Origin of the sequence: Knoellia sp. 3-2P3 (assembly GCF_029223115.1) — a bacterium.
GTDB lineage: Bacteria > Actinomycetota > Actinomycetes > Actinomycetales > Dermatophilaceae > Pedococcus_A.
Window position 1 is genome coordinate 117295 of sequence record NZ_JARGZE010000004.1, and the last position, 16373, is coordinate 133667.

The window sequence follows — 16373 nt, forward strand, 5'->3', positions numbered from 1 at the left end:
AGGAACTAAGACATGGGTATCCGTAAGTACAAGCCGACGACGCCAGGCCGGCGCGGCTCGAGCGTCGCCGACTTCGTCGAGGTCACGCGCTCCACGCCGGAGAAGTCGCTGGTCCGTCCGCTGACCAAGAGCGGTGGGCGCAACAGCAACGGCCGCATCACCACTCGTCACATCGGTGGTGGCCACAAGCGTGCCTACCGCGTCATCGACTTCCGCCGCCACGACAAGGACGGCGTGCCGGCCAAGGTCGCTCACATCGAGTACGACCCCAACCGCACCGCCCGCATCGCGCTGCTGCACTACGCCGACGGCGAGAAGCGCTACATCCTCGCGCCGAACAAGCTGCGCCAGGGCGACATGATCGAGAACGGCGCGGGCGCCGACATCAAGCCGGGCAACAGCCTGCCGCTGCGCAACATCCCGACCGGTACGGTCATCCACGCCGTCGAGCTCAAGCCCGGTGGCGGCGCGAAGATCGCCCGTTCGGCAGGTGTGCGCGTCCAGCTCGTCGCCAAGGACGGCCCCTACGCCCAGCTGCGCATGCCGTCCGGCGAGATCCGCAACGTCGACCTGCGCTGCCGCGCCACGGTCGGCGAGGTGGGCAACGCCGAGCAGTCCAACATCAACTGGGGCAAGGCCGGCCGCATGCGCTGGAAGGGCAAGCGCCCGACCGTCCGTGGTGTCGCCATGAACCCGGTCGACCACCCGCACGGTGGTGGTGAGGGCAAGACCTCCGGTGGTCGCCACCCGGTCAGCCCCTGGGGCCAGCCTGAGGGCCGGACCCGCCGCCCCGGCAAGCCGAGCGACAAGCTGATCGTTCGCCGCCGTCGTACTGGCAAGAAGCGCTGAGTAGGAGCCTGAAGAAACATGCCTCGTAGCTTGAAGAAGGGCCCCTTCATCGACGACCACCTTCAGAAGAAGGTGGACGCTCAGAACGAAGCGGGCAGCAAGAACGTCATCAAGACCTGGTCGCGTCGTTCGGTGATCTCGCCGGACATGCTGGGTCACACCCTTGCCGTGCACGACGGCCGCAAGCACGTCCCGGTCTTCGTGACCGAGTCGATGGTCGGCCACAAGCTCGGCGAGTTCGCACCGACCCGCACGTTCAAGGGTCACGTGAAGGACGACAAGAAGGGGCGTCGCCGCTGATGGCCGCCTCCACCGAGAACAAGGACAACGTGATGGAAGCCAAGGCTGTCGCGCGCCACGTGCGCGTCACGCCGATGAAGGCCCGCCGCATCGTGGACCTGATCCGCGGCAAGCAGGCCGTCGAGGCCGTCGCGGTGCTGCAGTTCGCGCCGCAGGCCGCGTCCGACCCGGTCCGGAAGGTGCTGCAGAGCGCCATTGCCAACGCACGGGTCAAGGCCGACGCGGCCTCCGAGGCGTTCGACGAGCGCAACCTCGTCATCAGCGAGGCCTTCGTGGACGAGGGCCCGACGATGAAGCGGTTCCGTCCTCGCGCCCAGGGCCGGGCCGCCCGCATCAACAAGCGCACGAGCCACATCACCGTGGTCGTCGCCCCGAACCAGAAGTCCAAGGGAGGCAACCGCTAATGGGCCAGAAGGTCAACCCGCACGGCTTCCGTCTGGGCATCACCACCGAGCACAAGAGCCGCTGGTTCGCTGACTCCACCAAGGAGGGCCAGCGCTACCGCGACTACGTCAAGGAAGACGTGGCGATCCGCAAGCTCATGTCCGAGGGCATGGAGCGCGCCGGCATCTCCCGCGTGGAGATCGAGCGCACCCGCGACCGCGTCCGCGTCGACATCCACACCGCGCGTCCGGGCATCGTCATCGGCCGCCGCGGCGCCGAGGCCGACCGCATCCGCGGTGAGCTGGAGAAGCTCACGGGCAAGCAGGTGCAGCTGAACATCCTCGAGGTGAAGAACCCCGAGGTCGACGCCCAGCTGGTCGCCCAGGGCATCGCCGAGCAGCTCTCGGCTCGCGTGTCGTTCCGTCGCGCGATGCGCAAGGGCATGCAGTCCGCCACCCGCGCCGGCGCCAAGGGCATCCGTGTCCAGGTCTCCGGCCGCCTCGGCGGTGCTGAGATGTCGCGCACCGAGTTCTACCGCGAGGGTCGCGTGCCGCTGCACACCCTCCGTGCGAACATCGACTACGGCTTCTACGAGGCCCGCACCACCTTCGGCCGCATCGGCGTGAAGGTGTGGATCTACAAGGGCGACGTCACCGCCCGCGAGCTGGCGCAGCAGCAGGCCGCTGCCCCGCGCCCGTCGCGTGGCCCGCGTCGTGACGGCGCCGACCGTCCGGCACGCGCCCGTCGCGAGCGTCCCGCTGCCGAGGCCCCCGCGGCCGAGGCGCCGGTGACCGAGGCTGCCGAGGCTCAGGCCCCGGCGAGCACTGAGGGAGAGTCCTGACATGTTGATTCCTCGTCGAGTCAAGCACCGCAAGCAGCACCACCCGGGTCGCTCGGGCGCTGCGAAGGGTGGCACGAAGATCGCGTTCGGCGACTACGGCATCCAGGCCCTCGAGCCCGCCTACGTCACCAACCGTCAGATCGAGTCCGCTCGTATCGCGATGACCCGTTACATGAAGCGTGGCGGAAAGGTCTGGATCAACATCTACCCGGACCGCCCGCTCACCAAGAAGCCGGCTGAGACCCGCATGGGTTCCGGTAAGGGCTCGCCGGAGTGGTGGATCGCCAACGTCAAGCCGGGCCGCGTCATGTTCGAGATCTCCGGTGTTTCCGAGGAGATCGCTCGCGAGGCCCTGCGCCTGGCGATGCACAAGCTGCCGATGAAGTGCCGCTTCGTCCGGCGTGAGGGTGGTGACTTCTGATGGCAGTCGGTTCCAAGGACCTGACGTCGCAGAACCTGCGTGGTTTCGACGACGACCGTCTGGTCGACGAGCTCCGCAAGGCCAAGGAGGAGCTGTTCAACCTCCGTTTCCAGTCGGCCACCGGCCAGCTGGACAACCACGGCCGTCTGCGCGCCGTCCGCAAGGACATCGCGCGGATCTACACCGAGATGCGTGAGCGCGAGCTCAACATCGGCCGCGAGGAGCAGGCATGAGCGAGAACACGAAGGATGAGGCCGTGAAGGCAGCTGCGGACCGCAACTACCGCAAGACCCGCCAGGGCTACGTCGTCAGCGACAAGATGGACAAGACCGTCGTGGTCGAGGTCGAGGACCGCGTCAAGCACGCGCTCTACGGCAAGGTCATGCGGCGCAGCAGCAAGGTCAAGGCCCACGACGAGCAGAACGCAGCCGGCATCGGCGACCGCGTCCTGATCATGGAGACCCGCCCGCTCTCGGCCACCAAGCGCTGGCGCGTGGTGGAGATCCTCGAGAAGGCCAAGTAAGCGAGCACGACCAGGCCGCACGCGGCATACCGGATCGCACTGGTATGCCGCGCGCGACCGAAACAGACCACCCACAGTTCGGCCAGGCTCAGCCGGGGGAGCACCCGGTGAGAACCAGCTCGACGACAGGAGTTAGACAGTGATCCAGCAGGAGTCGCGACTGCGCGTCGCCGACAACACCGGTGCCAAGGAGATCCTTTGCATCCGTGTTCTCGGCGGCTCCGGTCGTCGTTACGCCGGCATCGGTGACGTCATCGTCGCCACCGTCAAGGACGCCATCCCGGGCGGCAACGTCAAGAAGGGCGACGTCGTCAAGGCCGTCATCGTGCGGACCGCCAAGGAGCGTCGCCGCCAGGACGGTTCCTACATCAAGTTCGACGAGAACGCCGCGGTCATCCTCAAGGGTGACGGCGACCCTCGTGGCACGCGCATCTTCGGCCCGGTCGGCCGCGAGCTGCGTGAGAAGAAGTTCATGAAGATCATCTCGCTGGCGCCGGAGGTGCTCTGAGCATGGCTGAGAAGATGAAGATCAAGAAGGGCGACCTCGTCCAGGTCCTCTCGGGCAAGGACAAGTCCAAGCAGGGCAAGGTCATCGCCGTGTACCCCGACACCCAGCGCGTGCTGGTCGAGGGCGTCAACCGCGTGACCCGGCACACCAAGGCCGGCCAGACCGCGCGTGGCTCGCGCACCGGTGGCCTCGTGGTCCAGGAGGCCCCGATCCACGTGAGCAACGTGGCCGTGGTCGACCCGGAGGACAAGAAGCCGACCCGGATCAAGACCCGCGTCGAGACCGTCGAGCGCGACGGCCGCCAGAAGGCCTCCCGCACCCGCGTCGGCGTGCGCTCGGGCAAGGACCTGTGAGAGAAGCTATGACCACTCAGACTGAGATTTCCGCAGCGGCGAAGCCGCGCCTGAAGCAGCGCTACGCGGACGAGATCAAGGGCCAGCTGCGTGAGCAGTTCGGCTACGAGAACGTCATGCAGGTGCCCGGCGTCGTCAAGGTCGTCGTCAACATGGGTGTCGGCGACGCCGCCCGTGACGCCAAGCTCATCGAGGGCGCGGTCCGCGACCTGACCGCCATCACCGGACAGAAGCCGGTCGTGACCAAGGCCCGCAAGTCCATCGCGCAGTTCAAGCTGCGCGAGGGCATGCCGATCGGCGCGCACACCACGCTGCGTGGCGACCGGATGTGGGAGTTCCTCGACCGCCTCGTCTCCATCGCGCTGCCGCGCATCCGCGACTTCCGCGGCCTGTCGCCGAAGCAGTTCGACGGTCGGGGCAACTACACCTTCGGTCTCAACGAGCAGTCGATGTTCCACGAGATCGACCAGGACCGGATCGACCGCGTGCGTGGCATGGACATCACCGTGGTGACCAGTGCCAGCAACGACGACGAGGGCCGCGCCCTGCTCAAGGCGCTCGGCTTCCCCTTCAAGGAGAACTGACATGGCCAAGACCGCACTGATCAACAAGGCCAACAAGACGCCGAAGTTCAAGGTCCGCGCCTACACGCGCTGCCAGCGCTGCGGCCGGCCGCACTCGGTGTACCGCAAGTTCGGCCTGTGCCGTGTCTGCCTTCGCGAGATGGCGCACCGCGGCGAGCTGCCCGGCATCACCAAGAGCTCCTGGTAAACCCCCACCGTTTGATCCATCTACATCGCAGGTCGCTGCGCATCAGCAGTGAAACCGCGGTGAGAGAGGGCGGAGAAGCCCATGACCATGACTGACCCGATTGCGGACATGCTGACCCGCGTCCGGAACGCCAACTCGGCGCACCACGACGCAGTCTCCATGCCGTTTTCCAAGCTGAAGTCCCACATCGCCGAGATCCTGCAGGCCGAGGGTTACATCGCCGGCTGGAAGGTCGAGGACGCCGAGGTCGGCAAGACGCTGACCATCGAGCTGAAGTACGGCCCGAACCGCGAGCGCTCCATCGCGGGCGTGCGCCGGGTGTCCAAGCCCGGTCTGCGTGTGTACGCCAAGTCCACGAACCTGCCCAAGGTCCTCGGCGGCCTCGGTGTGGCCATCATTTCCACGTCGTCTGGCCTCCTCACGGACCGTCAGGCGGCTTCCAAGGGTGTGGGCGGGGAAGTCCTCGCCTACGTCTGGTAAGGGGTATTCGACATGTCGCGTATTGGACGACTTCCTGTCGCCGTCCCGAGCGGTGTCGACATCGCCATCGACGGCCAGGCCGTCACGGTGAAGGGCCCCAAGGGCGAGCTCACGCACGTCGTGGCCGAGCCGATCACGGTCGAGAAGGCGGATGACACCCTCGAGGTCAAGCGCCCGAACGACGAGCGCCAGTCCCGTGCTCTGCACGGCCTGACCCGCTCGCTCATCAACAACATGGTCCTCGGTGTCACCGAGGGCTACGAGAAGAAGATGGAGATCCACGGCACGGGTTACCGCGTGGCCAACAAGGGCGGGAACCTCGAGTTCGCCCTCGGCTACTCGCACCCCATCACCGTGGAGGCCCCCGAGGGCATCTCCTTTGCTGTCGAGACCCCGACCCGTTTCTCGGTCCAGGGCATCGACAAGCAGCTGGTTGGCGAGGTTGCCGCAAACATCCGCAAGCTCCGCAAGCCCGACCCGTACAAGGGCAAGGGCGTGCGGTACGCGGGCGAGCACATCCGCCGCAAGGTCGGAAAGGCTGGTAAGTAAGCCATGGCAATGATCGTCAAGCGAGCCAAGGGCAAGTCCGCTGCGCGCGGACGTCGCCACCTGCGCGTCCGCAAGAAGGTGTCCGGCACCGCGCTGCGTCCGCGCCTGGTCGTGTCGCGCTCCTCGCGCCACGTCTTCGTGCAGATCGTCGACGACACGGTCGGCAAGACCGTGGCCTCGGCCTCCACCATGGAGGCGGACCTGCGCGCGTTCGAGGGTGACAAGACCGCCAAGGCGCGTCGCGTCGGTGAGCTCCTCGCGGAGCGCGCCAAGAGCGCCGGCGTCGAGGCCGTCGTCTTCGACCGTGGCGGCAACAAGTACCACGGCCGCATCGCCGCCATCGCCGACGGCGCCCGCGAGGGTGGGCTGTCGCTGTGAGCCAGAACCAGAACGCAATCGTCGAGATGAGGAACATCTGATGCCCGGACCCCAGCGTCGAGGCACTGGAGCCGCTGGCGACAACGCCCGTGGCGAGCGCGGTGACCGCCGCGACCGTCGCGACAGCCGTCGTGACGGCGGCCGCGACCAGGCCGAGAAGAACGCCTACGTCGAGCGCGTGGTGACCATCAACCGCGTTGCCAAGGTCGTCAAGGGTGGCCGCCGCTTCAGCTTCACCGCCCTCGTGGTGGTCGGCGACGGCGACGGCACCGTGGGTGTCGGCTACGGCAAGGCGAAGGAGGTGCCCGCGGCCATCGCCAAGGGTGTAGAGGAGGCCAAGAAGCAGTTCTTCAAGGTCCCGCGCATCCAGGGCACCATCCCGCACCCCGTGCAGGGTGAGGCCGCCGCCGGCGTGGTCATGCTGCGCCCGGCCGCTCCCGGTACCGGTGTCATCGCCGGTGGTCCGGTGCGCGCCGTGCTCGAGTGCGCCGGCATCCACGACGTGCTCAGCAAGTCGCTCGGCTCCAGCAACGCCATCAACATCGTCCACGCGACCGTCGAGGCCCTTCGTGGCCTCGAGCGTCCCGAGGCCGTCGCCGCTCGCCGCGGCCTGCCGCTGGACGAGGTCGCGCCGGCCGCGATGCTGCGCGCCCAGGCTGCCGGCCGCGAGGCTGCTGCCGCCGCGAAGGCTGGTGCGTGATGGCTCGTCTGAAGGTGACCCAGACCCGTTCCGAGATCGGTGGCAAGCAGAACCAGCGCGACACCCTGCGCAGCCTCGGTCTGAAGCGCATCGGCGACGTCGTCGTCAAGGAGGACCGCCCCGAGATCCGCGGGATGGTCCGCACGGTGACGCACCTCGTCACCGTCGAGGAGGTTGACTGACCATGGCTACCAAGAAGGCAGCCGACACCGCCGCGAAGGCGGAGGGTGCGGCCCTGAAGGTGCACCACCTGCGTCCCGCCCCGGGCGCCAAGACCGCGAAGACCCGTGTGGGTCGCGGTGAGGGCTCCAAGGGCAAGACCGCCGGTCGTGGCACCAAGGGCACCAAGGCCCGCTACCAGGTTCCGGAGCGCTTCGAGGGTGGCGCCATGCCGCTCCACATGCGCCTGCCCAAGCTGCGCGGGTTCAAGAACCCGTTCAAGGTGCAGTACCAGGTCGTGAACCTCGACCGCATCTCGGCCCTGTACCCCGAGGGTGGCGACGTGACCGCCGCCGACCTCGCGGCCAAGGGTGCCGTGCGTGCAGGCCAGCCGGTCAAGGTGCTCGGCACCGGCGAGATCACCGTCAAGGTGAACGTCACCGCTGACAAGTTCTCGGCCACGGCCAAGGACAAGATCGAGGCCGCCGGCGGCTCGGTCACCTCGGCCTGAGCGACCAGCAGCACCCCAGCAACACCTGACGCCCCGGGCGCCGGGCCTCGTGCCCGGCTCCCGGGGCTCTTCGCAGGAGCGGTAGAGTCCCCGGCGACGGGGGCGGGGTATCGTTCCGTGGGCTGCGCAGCCGAAGCGCGCGCAGCCCCGACCGCACCACAGAGATCGCCCAGCCACACCAGCCACACCCGCGGGGGAGCCCCGCACCACCCAGGAGGACCAGTGCTCACCGCCTTCACCCGAGCGTTCAAGACGCCGGACCTGCGCAAGAAGCTGCTGTTCACCCTCGCGATCCTCACGGTCTTCCGGCTCGGCAGCCTGGTGCCCGTCCCCGGCGTCAGCTACACCGCCGTCCAGCAGTGCATCAAGGAGGCGCCGACCACCACCGGCGTGCTGGGCCTGGCCAACCTCTTCAGCGGCGGCGCGCTCCTGCAGCTGTCGATCTTCGCGCTCGGGATCATGCCGTACATCACCGCGAGCATCATCGTGCAGCTGCTCACCGTGGTGATCCCGCGGTTCGAGGCCCTCAAGAAGGAGGGCCAGCAGGGCCAGGCGAAGATGACGCAGTACACCCGCTACCTGACCATCGGCCTGGCGGTCCTGCAGTCCTCGACGCTGATCACCTTCGCGCAGAACCCCCAGAGCCTGTTCGGCCCGACCTGCACGAGCATCCTGCCCGACGACTCCATCCCGACGCTGGTCATCATGGTGCTCACCATGACCGCCGGCACCGGCCTGGTGATGTGGCTGGGCGAGCTCGTCACCGACAAGGGCATCGGCAACGGCATGTCGCTGCTGATCTTCACCTCGATCGCCGCGACCTTCCCCGGCTCGCTGTGGGCCATCCAGCAGCGCGACGGACGCTGGGACATCTTCCTCGGCGTCATCCTGCTCGGCTTCCTCATCATCGCGCTCGTCGTGTTCGTCGAGCAGAGCCAGCGCCGCATCCCGGTGCAGTACGCCAAGCGGCAGGTGGGGCGCCAGATGTACGGCGGCACCTCCACCTACATCCCGCTCAAGGTCAACATGGCCGGCGTCATCCCGGTCATCTTCGCCAGCTCGCTGCTCGCCCTGCCCACCCTCATCGCGCAGTTCAACCGCTCCGCGACGGGCGACCAGCCCGGGTGGGTCACCTGGATCGACCAGAACCTGGTCACCGGTGACAAGCCGATCTACATGGTCATCTACATCGGTCTGATCCTGTTCTTCACGTTCTTCTACGTGTCGATCACGTTCAACCCCACCGAGGTCGCCGACAACATGAAGAAGTACGGCGGCTTCATCCCAGGCATCCGCGCCGGGCGACCCACGGCGGAGTACCTGGACTACGTGATCACCCGCATCACGGTCCCCGGGGCCATCTACCTGGCCCTCATCTCGCTGATCCCGCTGATTGCCCTGGTGCTCGTCGGCGCCAACCAGAACTTCCCGTTCGGTGGCACGTCAATCCTGATCATCGTCGGGGTTGGTCTGGAGACCGTGAAGCAGATCGAGTCCCAGCTGCAGCAGCGTCACTACGAAGGGTTCCTCCGCTGATGCGTCTGATCATCCTCGGTCCCCCCGGTGCCGGAAAGGGCACCCAGGCCACCCGTGTCGCCGCCGGCCACGGCATACCCGCCATCTCCACCGGCGACATCTTCCGGGCCAACATCAAGAACGAGACCGAGCTCGGCATGCAGGTCAAGCACATCCTGGCCTCGGGCGGCTACGTCACCGACGAGATCACCAACGCCATCGTGCGCGACCGCCTGCACCAGGACGACGCCTCGCAGGGGTTCCTGCTCGACGGCTACCCCCGCACGCTGGCCCAGGTCGACGCCCTCGACGCGATGCTGGCCGAGGACGGCCACGCGCTCGACGCCGTGCTCGAGCTGACCGTCGACGAGGACGCCGTGGTCCAGCGCCTGCTCAAGCGCGCCGAGATCGAGGGCCGCGCCGACGACACGGAGGAGGTCATCCGCGAGCGGCAGGTCATCTACCGCCGTGAGACCGCGCCCCTGGCGGACGTCTACGCCGGGCGCGGCCTGCTCGTGCAGGTCGACGGGATGGGTGAGGTCGACGAGGTCACCCGCCGCATCGACGACGCCCTCGAGGGAGCGCGGCGCCCCTGATGTTCGGCAGGTCCCGCATCGACACCAAGACGCCCGACCAGATCGCGCTCATGAGGCGCGCCGGTCTGGTGGTCGGACAGACCCTCCAGCTGCTGGCGCAGACCGTGCGGCCGGGAATGACCACCCTCCAGCTCGACGAGCTCGCCGAGGAGCACATCCTGGGCAGCGGTGCGACCCCGTCGTTCAAGGGCGTCCCCGGCTACCGGCACACCCTCTGCACGTCGGTCAACAACGAGGTGGTCCACGGCATCCCGGGCGCCCGGGTGCTCCACGAGGGCGACCTGCTCTCGATCGACTGCGGAGCCGTCGTCGACGGCTGGCACGGCGACGCCGCGATCTCGGTGATCGTCGGCGGCCGTGAGGCCGGTCGGCCCGAGGACCTCGCCCTCATCGACGCCACCGAGGACTCGATGTGGGCCGGCATCGCCGCGCTGGCCGTGGGCCAGCCGCTGTATGCCGTCGGCGCGGCTGTCGAGGACAGCATCACCGCCGCGGGGGAGCGCGACGCCCGCGAGTACGGGATCGTCGAGGACTACGTCGGGCACGGCATCGGCACCGAGATGCACCAGGAGCCGCAGGTCCCGAACTACCGGGTGCGGGACAAGGGCCCGACCGTGCGCTCCGGGGTCACCGTCGCCATCGAGCCGATGGTCACCCTGGGCACCGCCGACACCCACGTGCTGGGCGACGAGTGGACCGTGGTGACCACCGACGGCTCCCGTGCGGCGCACTGGGAGAACTCGGTCGCCGTCACCGACGATGGCCTGTGGGTCCTCACCGCCCTCGACGGCGGCAAGGGCCGGCTCGAAGCCGCCGGAGCGGCATACGCCCCCCTGTCCTGACGCTCTGGCCCGCCGCCCTCAGACGGGCACGGGAGCGATGTTGTGGTTGCGCCGGAACAGGTTGTCGGGGTCCCACGCCTGTTTGATGCCGGACAGACGCTCGAAGTTCGCCTCACCGAGCCCTGCCCTGACGCGGTCCGCGCCCTCGTCGCCGATGAAGTTGAGGTAGACGGCGCCGGTGGCCCACGGCCGCACGGCTGAGCGCAGCTCGCGGGTCCAGCCGATGACCCGCTCGTCGTCGGCCGGGTCGGCCCACAGGCCGAAGGGGTGCACGGTCCAGGGGTCCCTGCGCCAGGGGATGGGGTAGTCCGTGGTGGCCCGGCCGGCTGCGCCACCGCCCGCGAACAGCGCCGACTGTGCCGGTGCGGGGCTGATGAGCTGCTCCGAGACCCGGCAGAACGCCGCCACGGCCTCGTCGGGCAGGGCCGACAGGTGCTCGGCCGACCAGTAGTTGCGGTAGCCGGGCGGGTCGTCGATCGAGGACTGCAGGTCGGCGTACGGCATCTCGGCTACCAGCTCGGCTCCGGGACGCAGCGCCAGCAGGGGAGCGATGACGTCCCGTGCGCCCTCCTCGGGGCCGACGAAGACCACCACTGCCGCGCAGACCAGGTGGCCCGCCAGCTCCGCCGGGACGAACTCCTCCTCGGGGGCGGTCATCCACAGGGCGCCACCACCGATCTCGTCGGGGCCGCCCTCGAAGAGGTCGCGCACGGCGCGAAGCACCTGCTCGGCCTCCTCGGGCCGCCACATCAGCAGGGCCAGCGTCGACGTCGGGACCTCGTGCAGCCGGAAGGTCAGGGCCGTGGCCACACCGAAGTTGCCACCCCCGCCGTGCAGCGCCCAGAAGAGGTCGGGGTTCTCGGCGTCGCTGGCCACCACCTGCTCGCCGGCCGCAGTGACCAGCTCGGCCGAGAGCAGGTTGTCGCAGGCCAGGCCGAACTTGCGGTCCAGCCAGCCGGTGCCGCCGCCGAGGGTGAACCCGCCCACACCCGTGGTGGAGACCCGCCCACCGGTCGTCGCGAGGTCGAAGGGCTGGCAGGCACGGTCCAGTTGGCTCATGGTGGCGCCCCCGCCGACCCGGGCCGTCCGCCCCTCGGGGTCGACGTCGACCGCGCACATCCGCCGCAGGTCGACGACGAGGCCACCCTCGGCCAGCGCGGTTCCCGCCACGCCGTGACCGCCGCCGCGCACCGACAGGTCGAGGTCGTGCCCGCGGGCGAAGCCGATGGAGCGGGCCACGTCGTCGGGGGAGGCGCACTGGGCGATGACCGCCGGACGCCGGTCGATCATGGCGTTGAACAGCACCCGGGCCTGCTCGTAGCCCGGGTCGGTGGGCAGCAGCACGGCGCCGTCGAACCTCTCGCGAAGGCTGGCGACGTCGGCGGGGGCGGCAGGATCGGTGGCACCCATGGCAGACTCCTCACACGCGTGGTGGTCGCGCGCCTTCGGGCAGTCTTCTGCGTCGCCACGCCGAGGTCATCGTGCATCTGGCGCAGTCCGCCGGATTTCGTGTAGTGCGGCTGTCTCCCCTAGACTGGTGCGTCGGCATGCGTATGCGCGCGTGTCGTGCACATGAGCCCGTCCCATCCTGGGGTGGGCCGAGTCACGGATTGTGGAGGATATGGCGAAGAAGGACGGTGTCATCGAGATCGAGGGCACGATCGTCGAGGCTCTGCCGAACGCGATGTTCCGCGTGGAGCTCACCAACGGTCACAAGGTTCTCGCTCACATCTCGGGCAAGATGCGTCAGCACTACATCCGGATCCTCCCCGAGGACCGGGTGGTTGTTGAGCTCAGCCCCTATGACCTGACCCGCGGCCGCATCGTCTTCCGCTACCGCTGACGAGCAAGACCTGCCGCCCCGCCCGGGGCGGTGGTGCCAGATCGACATAGACAGCAGAGGCAATGAAGGTTCAGCCGAGCGTCAAGAAGATCTGCGACAAGTGCAAGGTGATCCGCCGCCACGGCCGGGTCATGGTGATCTGCGAGAACCTGCGCCACAAGCAGCGCCAGGGCTGAGCAGCCACCGGGCTCCCAGCCCCGCACGAGACGCATCTCTTCGAAGAAGCGCGACACAAGTGAATGACCGCAGTACCCGGCCCCTGTCGGCCCGACCGTCGAGTCGGCCCAGGACGTCACCCCCGGCTCGGAGGCCGGGGACCGGATCCCTCCACACCAGAGTGAGGGACGACATCCGGACTGGTACTGCTCCAGACCTCCGAGTGATCAAAGGAATCTGAACAAGATGGCACGTCTTGTTGGTGTCGACCTGCCGCGCGAGAAGCGCGTCGAGGTCGCTCTCACCTACATCTTCGGGGTGGGTCGCACCACCTCCAAGGAAGCCCTCGCGGCCACGGGCGTCGACCCGAACACCCGCGTGCGCGACCTCGGGGACGAGGAGCTCGTGAAGCTCCGCGACTACCTCGACGCGAACGTCAAGATGGAGGGTGACCTCCGTCGCGAGATCCAGGCCGACATCCGCCGCAAGGTCGAGATCGGCTCCTACGAGGGGCTGCGCCACCGCCGCGGTCTCCCGGTGCGCGGCCAGCGCACCAAGACCAACGCCCGCACCCGCAAGGGCCCCAAGCGCACGGTGGCCGGCAAGAAGAAGGTTGGTAAGTAATGCCCCCCAAGAGCCGTACTGCGGCTGGCGCCAAGAAGGTGCGCCGCAAGGAGAAGAAGAACGTCGCCCACGGGCACGCTCACATCAAGAGCACGTTCAACAACACCATCATCTCGATCACGGACCCCACCGGCGCCGTGATCTCGTGGGCCTCTGCCGGCCAGGTCGGCTTCAAGGGCTCGCGCAAGTCCACCCCGTTCGCCGCGCAGATGGCCGCCGAGGCTGCCGCCCGCCGCGCGATGGAGCACGGCATGCGCAAGGTCGACGTCTTCGTCAAGGGCCCGGGTTCGGGTCGTGAGACCGCCATCCGCTCCCTGACCGCCACCGGCCTCGAGGTCGGCGCGATCAGCGACGTCACGCCCTCGCCGCACAACGGTGTCCGTCCGCCCAAGCGCCGTCGCGTCTGACTAACGGGAAAGGTAGATAAGAACTCATGGCCCGTTACACCGGACCCATCACCAAGAAGTCGCGTCGCCTCAAGGTCGACCTCGTCGGCGGCGACAAGAACTTCGAGCTCCGTCCCTTCCCGCCCGGCCAGCACGGCCGTCGCCGGATGCAGGAGAAGGAGTACCTCACCCAGCTGCAGGAGAAGCAGAAGGCCCGCTTCACCTACGGCGTCATGGAGAAGCAGTTCCGCGGTTACTACGAGGAGGCCTCGCGCCGCTCGGGCAAGACCGGTGACAACCTGCTCCAGATCCTCGAGTCCCGCCTGGACAACGTGGTCTACCGCGCCGGTCTGGCCCGCACCCGTCGTGCGGCCCGCCAGCTCGTGACCCACGGCCACTTCGAGGTCAACGGCGTGCGCGTGGACGTCCCGTCCTACCGCGTCGAGCAGTACGACATCATCACCGTCCGCAAGCAGTCGGTCGAGACCTTCCCGTTCGAGCTGGCCCGCCAGACCTACGGTGAGCGTCCCGTCCCGGCCTGGATGCAGGTCGTCCCCGGCTCGCTGCAGATCCTCATCCACCAGCTGCCCGTCCGTGAGCAGATCGACACGATCCTCACCGAGCAGCTCATCGTCGAGCTCTACTCCAAGAGCTGACCCACCCCGCGCGTATGCCGCGTGCGCCCCGCGCGCACGCGGCATACGAGCGCCACTGGTCTGGTCTGCGGACAGAGGCAGCCAGGCAGCCGGTCGGACCGGCACTTTCACAAGGCGTCAAATAGCGGTCGCCTGTGGGAAGGAAGAATCACCGTGCTGATTGCACAGCGTCCCTCACTCAGCGAAGAGGTCGTTGCGGACAACCGCAGCCGCTTCGTCATCGAGCCCCTCGAGCCCGGCTTCGGCTACACGCTCGGCAACTCCCTGCGCCGCACCCTGCTCTCGAGCATCCCGGGTGCGTCGGTGACCAGCATCCGCGTCGACGGCGTGCTGCACGAGTTCTCCACGATCCCCGGGGTCAAGGAGGACGTCACCGAGATCATCCTCAACATCAAGGGCCTGGTCGTCTCCTCCGAGCACGACGAGCCGGTCGTGATGTACCTGCGCAAGCAGGGCCCCGGCGTCGTCACCGCCGCCGACATCGCCCCGCCCGCGGGTGTCGAGGTGCACAACCCCGACCTGCACATCGCCACGCTGAACGGCAAGGGCAAGGTCGAGATGGAGCTGACCGTCGAGCGCGGTCGCGGCTACGTCTCCGCCGCGCAGAACAAGTCCGGCGACCAGGAGATCGGCCGCATCCCGGTCGACTCCATCTACAGCCCGGTCCTGGCCGTGACCTACAAGGTCGAGGCGACCCGTGTCGAGCAGCGCACCGACTTCGACAAGCTGATCGTCGACGTCGAGACGAAGAACTCGATGGCCCCGCGCGACGCGATGGCCTCCGCCGGCAAGACCCTGGTCGAGCTGTTCGGCCTGGCCCGCGAGCTCAACGTCGAGGCCGAGGGCATCGACATGGGCCCGTCGCCGACCGACGCGGCCCTGGCCGCCGACCTGGCGCTGCCGATCGAGGACCTCGACCTGACCGTCCGCTCGTACAACTGCCTCAAGCGCGAGGGCATCCACACCGTGGGTGAGCTCGTCAGCCGCAGCGAGGCCGACCTGCTCGACATCCGCAACTTCGGTGCGAAGTCGATCGACGAGGTCAAGGCGAAGCTGGTCGGCATGGGCCTGGCGCTCAAGGACAGCCCGCCCGGGTTCGACCCGAGCGCGATCGCTGACTCCTACGGCGACGACTACGACGAGACGGCCGACGACGACCAGTCGTTCGCCGAGGACGAGCAGCTCTGACCGACCCTGTCGGTCCCCATCCAAGGAGAACCTGAACCATGCCCACCCCCACCAAGGGTCCCCGTCTCGGCGGCGGTCCGGCTCACGAGCGGCTGATCCTGGCCAACCTGGCCACCTCGCTGTTCGAGAACGACTCGATCACCACCACCGAGGCCAAGGCCAAGCGGCTGCGCCCGCTCGCCGAGCGTCTGGTCACCTTCGCCAAGCGCGGTGACCTGCACGCCCGTCGTCGGGTCATGACCGTCGTCCGTGACAAGGGTGTCGTGCACCGTCTCTTCACCGAGATCGCGCCCGACATGGCCGAGCGTCCCGGCGGCTACACGCGCATCACCAAGATCGGTGCGCGCAAGGGCGACAACGCCCCCATGGCCGTGATCGAGCTCGTCCGCGAGCCCCTCGCCAAGAAGGCCACCGTCAAGGAGGCCGAGGCCGCCACCAAGCGCGCCGCCAAGGACGCGAAGAAGGCGGAGAAGCCGGCCAAGGACGAGGAGGTCGTCGAGGTCGAGGTCGAGCAGACCGAGGCTGCGGCCGTCGAGATCCCCGAGGGCGCGGTTGCCGCGAACGAGGACGGCTCGTCCCCCGACGAGGCCTACACCGTCAAGGGCAACATGAACTCGATGAAGTACCACGAGCCTGACGGCCAGTGGTTCGAGCAGACGGTTGCCGAGGTCTGGTTCCAGTCCGCCGAGGCCGCTGAGGCCGCTGGCTTCACCAAGGCCGGCTCCTGACCACTTCGGTCTGACAGGCCAGCATGACGAAGGCCGCTCGTCCCCTCCGGGGGCGGGCGGCCTTCGCGCTTCTCAGGGGCCGGCCCGTGCAGGGCTGGGCGCAACCTGGGGC

The 16373-nt window shown here is 68.3% G+C and carries 27 protein-coding genes and 1 pseudogene; 27 read left to right on the forward strand and 1 reads right to left on the reverse strand.

Annotated elements, in window-relative coordinates; translation table 11 throughout:
* Positions 1-12 precede the first annotated feature (12 nt).
* From rplB to map, 20 genes and pseudogenes are all read left to right on the forward strand, one after another.
* Complete coding sequence (rplB, locus tag P0Y31_RS13040) at positions 13-849, forward strand: 50S ribosomal protein L2 (protein ID WP_275804894.1); 837 nt, start codon at positions 13-15, stop codon at positions 847-849.
* 18 nt (positions 850-867) lie between these two features.
* Entirely contained in the window at positions 868-1149 is a 282-nt protein-coding gene (gene rpsS, locus P0Y31_RS13045) for a 30S ribosomal protein S19 (RefSeq protein WP_091756369.1), read from the forward strand.
* 32 nt (positions 1150-1181) lie between these two features.
* Positions 1182-1553 carry a 50S ribosomal protein L22 gene (gene rplV, locus P0Y31_RS13050; protein WP_275807287.1) on the forward strand — a complete coding sequence of 124 codons (372 nt, stop codon included), beginning with the start codon at positions 1182-1184 and terminating at the stop codon, positions 1551-1553.
* The gene (gene rpsC / locus P0Y31_RS13055; protein ID WP_275804891.1) at positions 1553-2374 is read left to right on the forward strand and encodes a 30S ribosomal protein S3; all 822 of its coding nucleotides are present in this window, start codon (positions 1553-1555) and stop codon (positions 2372-2374) included. Before rplV ends, rpsC begins: the two co-directional genes overlap by 1 nt.
* Before the next feature lies 1 nt (position 2375).
* Positions 2376-2795, forward strand: a complete 420-nt coding sequence (gene rplP / locus P0Y31_RS13060; protein WP_275804889.1) for a 50S ribosomal protein L16 — start codon at positions 2376-2378, stop codon at positions 2793-2795.
* Positions 2795-3001: pseudogene (gene rpmC, locus P0Y31_RS13065) on the forward strand (50S ribosomal protein L29); the annotation flags it as partial. The gene rplP and the pseudogene rpmC, both read left to right, overlap by 1 nt.
* 23 nt (positions 3002-3024) lie before the next feature.
* A complete protein-coding gene (rpsQ, locus tag P0Y31_RS13070) occupies positions 3025-3318 on the forward strand; it encodes a 30S ribosomal protein S17 (protein WP_275804885.1) in 294 nt (97 codons plus the stop codon).
* Between the two features lie 139 nt (positions 3319-3457).
* Positions 3458-3826: a 50S ribosomal protein L14 gene (rplN, locus tag P0Y31_RS13075; protein ID WP_275804883.1), complete on the forward strand. Its 369-nt coding sequence runs from the start codon at positions 3458-3460 to the stop codon at positions 3824-3826.
* Between the two features lie 2 nt (positions 3827-3828).
* On the forward strand, positions 3829-4179 hold the full coding sequence (gene rplX / locus P0Y31_RS13080; protein WP_275804881.1) for a 50S ribosomal protein L24: 351 nt from the start codon (positions 3829-3831) through the stop codon (positions 4177-4179).
* 8 nt (positions 4180-4187) lie between these two features.
* Complete coding sequence (rplE, locus tag P0Y31_RS13085; RefSeq protein ID WP_275804880.1) at positions 4188-4763, forward strand: 50S ribosomal protein L5; 576 nt, start codon at positions 4188-4190, stop codon at positions 4761-4763.
* A gap of 1 nt (position 4764) precedes the next feature.
* Positions 4765-4950, forward strand: coding sequence for a type Z 30S ribosomal protein S14 (locus tag P0Y31_RS13090; protein ID WP_091756353.1), 186 nt, complete (start codon positions 4765-4767; stop codon positions 4948-4950).
* Between the two features lie 81 nt (positions 4951-5031).
* Positions 5032-5430 (forward strand): 30S ribosomal protein S8, encoded by a 399-nt coding sequence (rpsH, locus tag P0Y31_RS13095; RefSeq protein WP_091756351.1) that lies wholly within the window; start codon positions 5032-5034, stop codon positions 5428-5430.
* Between the two features lie 12 nt (positions 5431-5442).
* Positions 5443-5979, forward strand: a complete 537-nt coding sequence (rplF, locus tag P0Y31_RS13100; protein ID WP_275804877.1) for a 50S ribosomal protein L6 — start codon at positions 5443-5445, stop codon at positions 5977-5979.
* 3 nt (positions 5980-5982) lie between these two features.
* Complete coding sequence (rplR, locus tag P0Y31_RS13105; RefSeq protein ID WP_275804876.1) at positions 5983-6357, forward strand: 50S ribosomal protein L18; 375 nt, start codon at positions 5983-5985, stop codon at positions 6355-6357.
* Positions 6358-6397: 40 nt separating this feature from the next.
* Entirely contained in the window at positions 6398-7057 is a 660-nt protein-coding gene (gene rpsE, locus P0Y31_RS13110) for a 30S ribosomal protein S5 (RefSeq protein ID WP_275804874.1), read from the forward strand.
* Entirely contained in the window at positions 7057-7239 is a 183-nt protein-coding gene (gene rpmD, locus P0Y31_RS13115; RefSeq protein WP_141789341.1) for a 50S ribosomal protein L30, read from the forward strand. Before rpsE ends, rpmD begins: the two co-directional genes overlap by 1 nt.
* A gap of 2 nt (positions 7240-7241) precedes the next feature.
* Positions 7242-7727 carry a 50S ribosomal protein L15 gene (rplO, locus tag P0Y31_RS13120; protein WP_275870068.1) on the forward strand — a complete coding sequence of 162 codons (486 nt, stop codon included), beginning with the start codon at positions 7242-7244 and terminating at the stop codon, positions 7725-7727.
* Positions 7728-7949: 222 nt separating this feature from the next.
* Complete coding sequence (gene secY / locus P0Y31_RS13125) at positions 7950-9263, forward strand: preprotein translocase subunit SecY (RefSeq protein WP_275870070.1); 1314 nt, start codon at positions 7950-7952, stop codon at positions 9261-9263.
* Positions 9263-9838 (forward strand): adenylate kinase, encoded by a 576-nt coding sequence (locus tag P0Y31_RS13130; RefSeq protein ID WP_275870072.1) that lies wholly within the window; start codon positions 9263-9265, stop codon positions 9836-9838. The genes secY and P0Y31_RS13130 overlap by 1 nt, the downstream gene beginning before the upstream one ends.
* Positions 9838-10680, forward strand: coding sequence for a type I methionyl aminopeptidase (gene map, locus P0Y31_RS13135; RefSeq protein ID WP_275870074.1), 843 nt, complete (start codon positions 9838-9840; stop codon positions 10678-10680). Before P0Y31_RS13130 ends, map begins: the two co-directional genes overlap by 1 nt.
* Before the next feature lie 18 nt (positions 10681-10698).
* Here map and P0Y31_RS13140 read toward each other — a convergent pair whose 3' ends face one another.
* Positions 10699-12090 (reverse strand): FAD-binding oxidoreductase, encoded by a 1392-nt coding sequence (locus P0Y31_RS13140; protein WP_275870076.1) that lies wholly within the window; start codon positions 12088-12090, stop codon positions 10699-10701.
* Between the two features lie 211 nt (positions 12091-12301).
* Here P0Y31_RS13140 and infA point away from each other — a divergent pair, with 211 nt between their 5' ends.
* The 7 genes from infA (at position 12302) to rplQ (ending at position 16261) form a co-directional block, all read left to right on the forward strand.
* The gene (infA, locus tag P0Y31_RS13145) at positions 12302-12523 is read left to right on the forward strand and encodes a translation initiation factor IF-1 (protein ID WP_006946284.1); all 222 of its coding nucleotides are present in this window, start codon (positions 12302-12304) and stop codon (positions 12521-12523) included.
* Between the two features lie 62 nt (positions 12524-12585).
* Positions 12586-12699, forward strand: coding sequence for a 50S ribosomal protein L36 (rpmJ, locus tag P0Y31_RS13150; protein WP_010148647.1), 114 nt, complete (start codon positions 12586-12588; stop codon positions 12697-12699).
* Between the two features lie 226 nt (positions 12700-12925).
* Entirely contained in the window at positions 12926-13303 is a 378-nt protein-coding gene (rpsM, locus tag P0Y31_RS13155; RefSeq protein ID WP_091756331.1) for a 30S ribosomal protein S13, read from the forward strand.
* Complete coding sequence (rpsK, locus tag P0Y31_RS13160; protein ID WP_091756329.1) at positions 13303-13710, forward strand: 30S ribosomal protein S11; 408 nt, start codon at positions 13303-13305, stop codon at positions 13708-13710. The genes rpsM and rpsK overlap by 1 nt, the downstream gene beginning before the upstream one ends.
* A 26-nt stretch (positions 13711-13736) precedes the next feature.
* Positions 13737-14345 carry a 30S ribosomal protein S4 gene (gene rpsD / locus P0Y31_RS13165; RefSeq protein WP_275804837.1) on the forward strand — a complete coding sequence of 203 codons (609 nt, stop codon included), beginning with the start codon at positions 13737-13739 and terminating at the stop codon, positions 14343-14345.
* Between the two features lie 153 nt (positions 14346-14498).
* Positions 14499-15533, forward strand: a complete 1035-nt coding sequence (locus P0Y31_RS13170; protein WP_275804836.1) for a DNA-directed RNA polymerase subunit alpha — start codon at positions 14499-14501, stop codon at positions 15531-15533.
* A gap of 38 nt (positions 15534-15571) precedes the next feature.
* Positions 15572-16261 carry a 50S ribosomal protein L17 gene (gene rplQ / locus P0Y31_RS13175; protein ID WP_275870078.1) on the forward strand — a complete coding sequence of 230 codons (690 nt, stop codon included), beginning with the start codon at positions 15572-15574 and terminating at the stop codon, positions 16259-16261.
* The last annotated feature ends 112 nt before the right edge of the window (positions 16262-16373 follow it).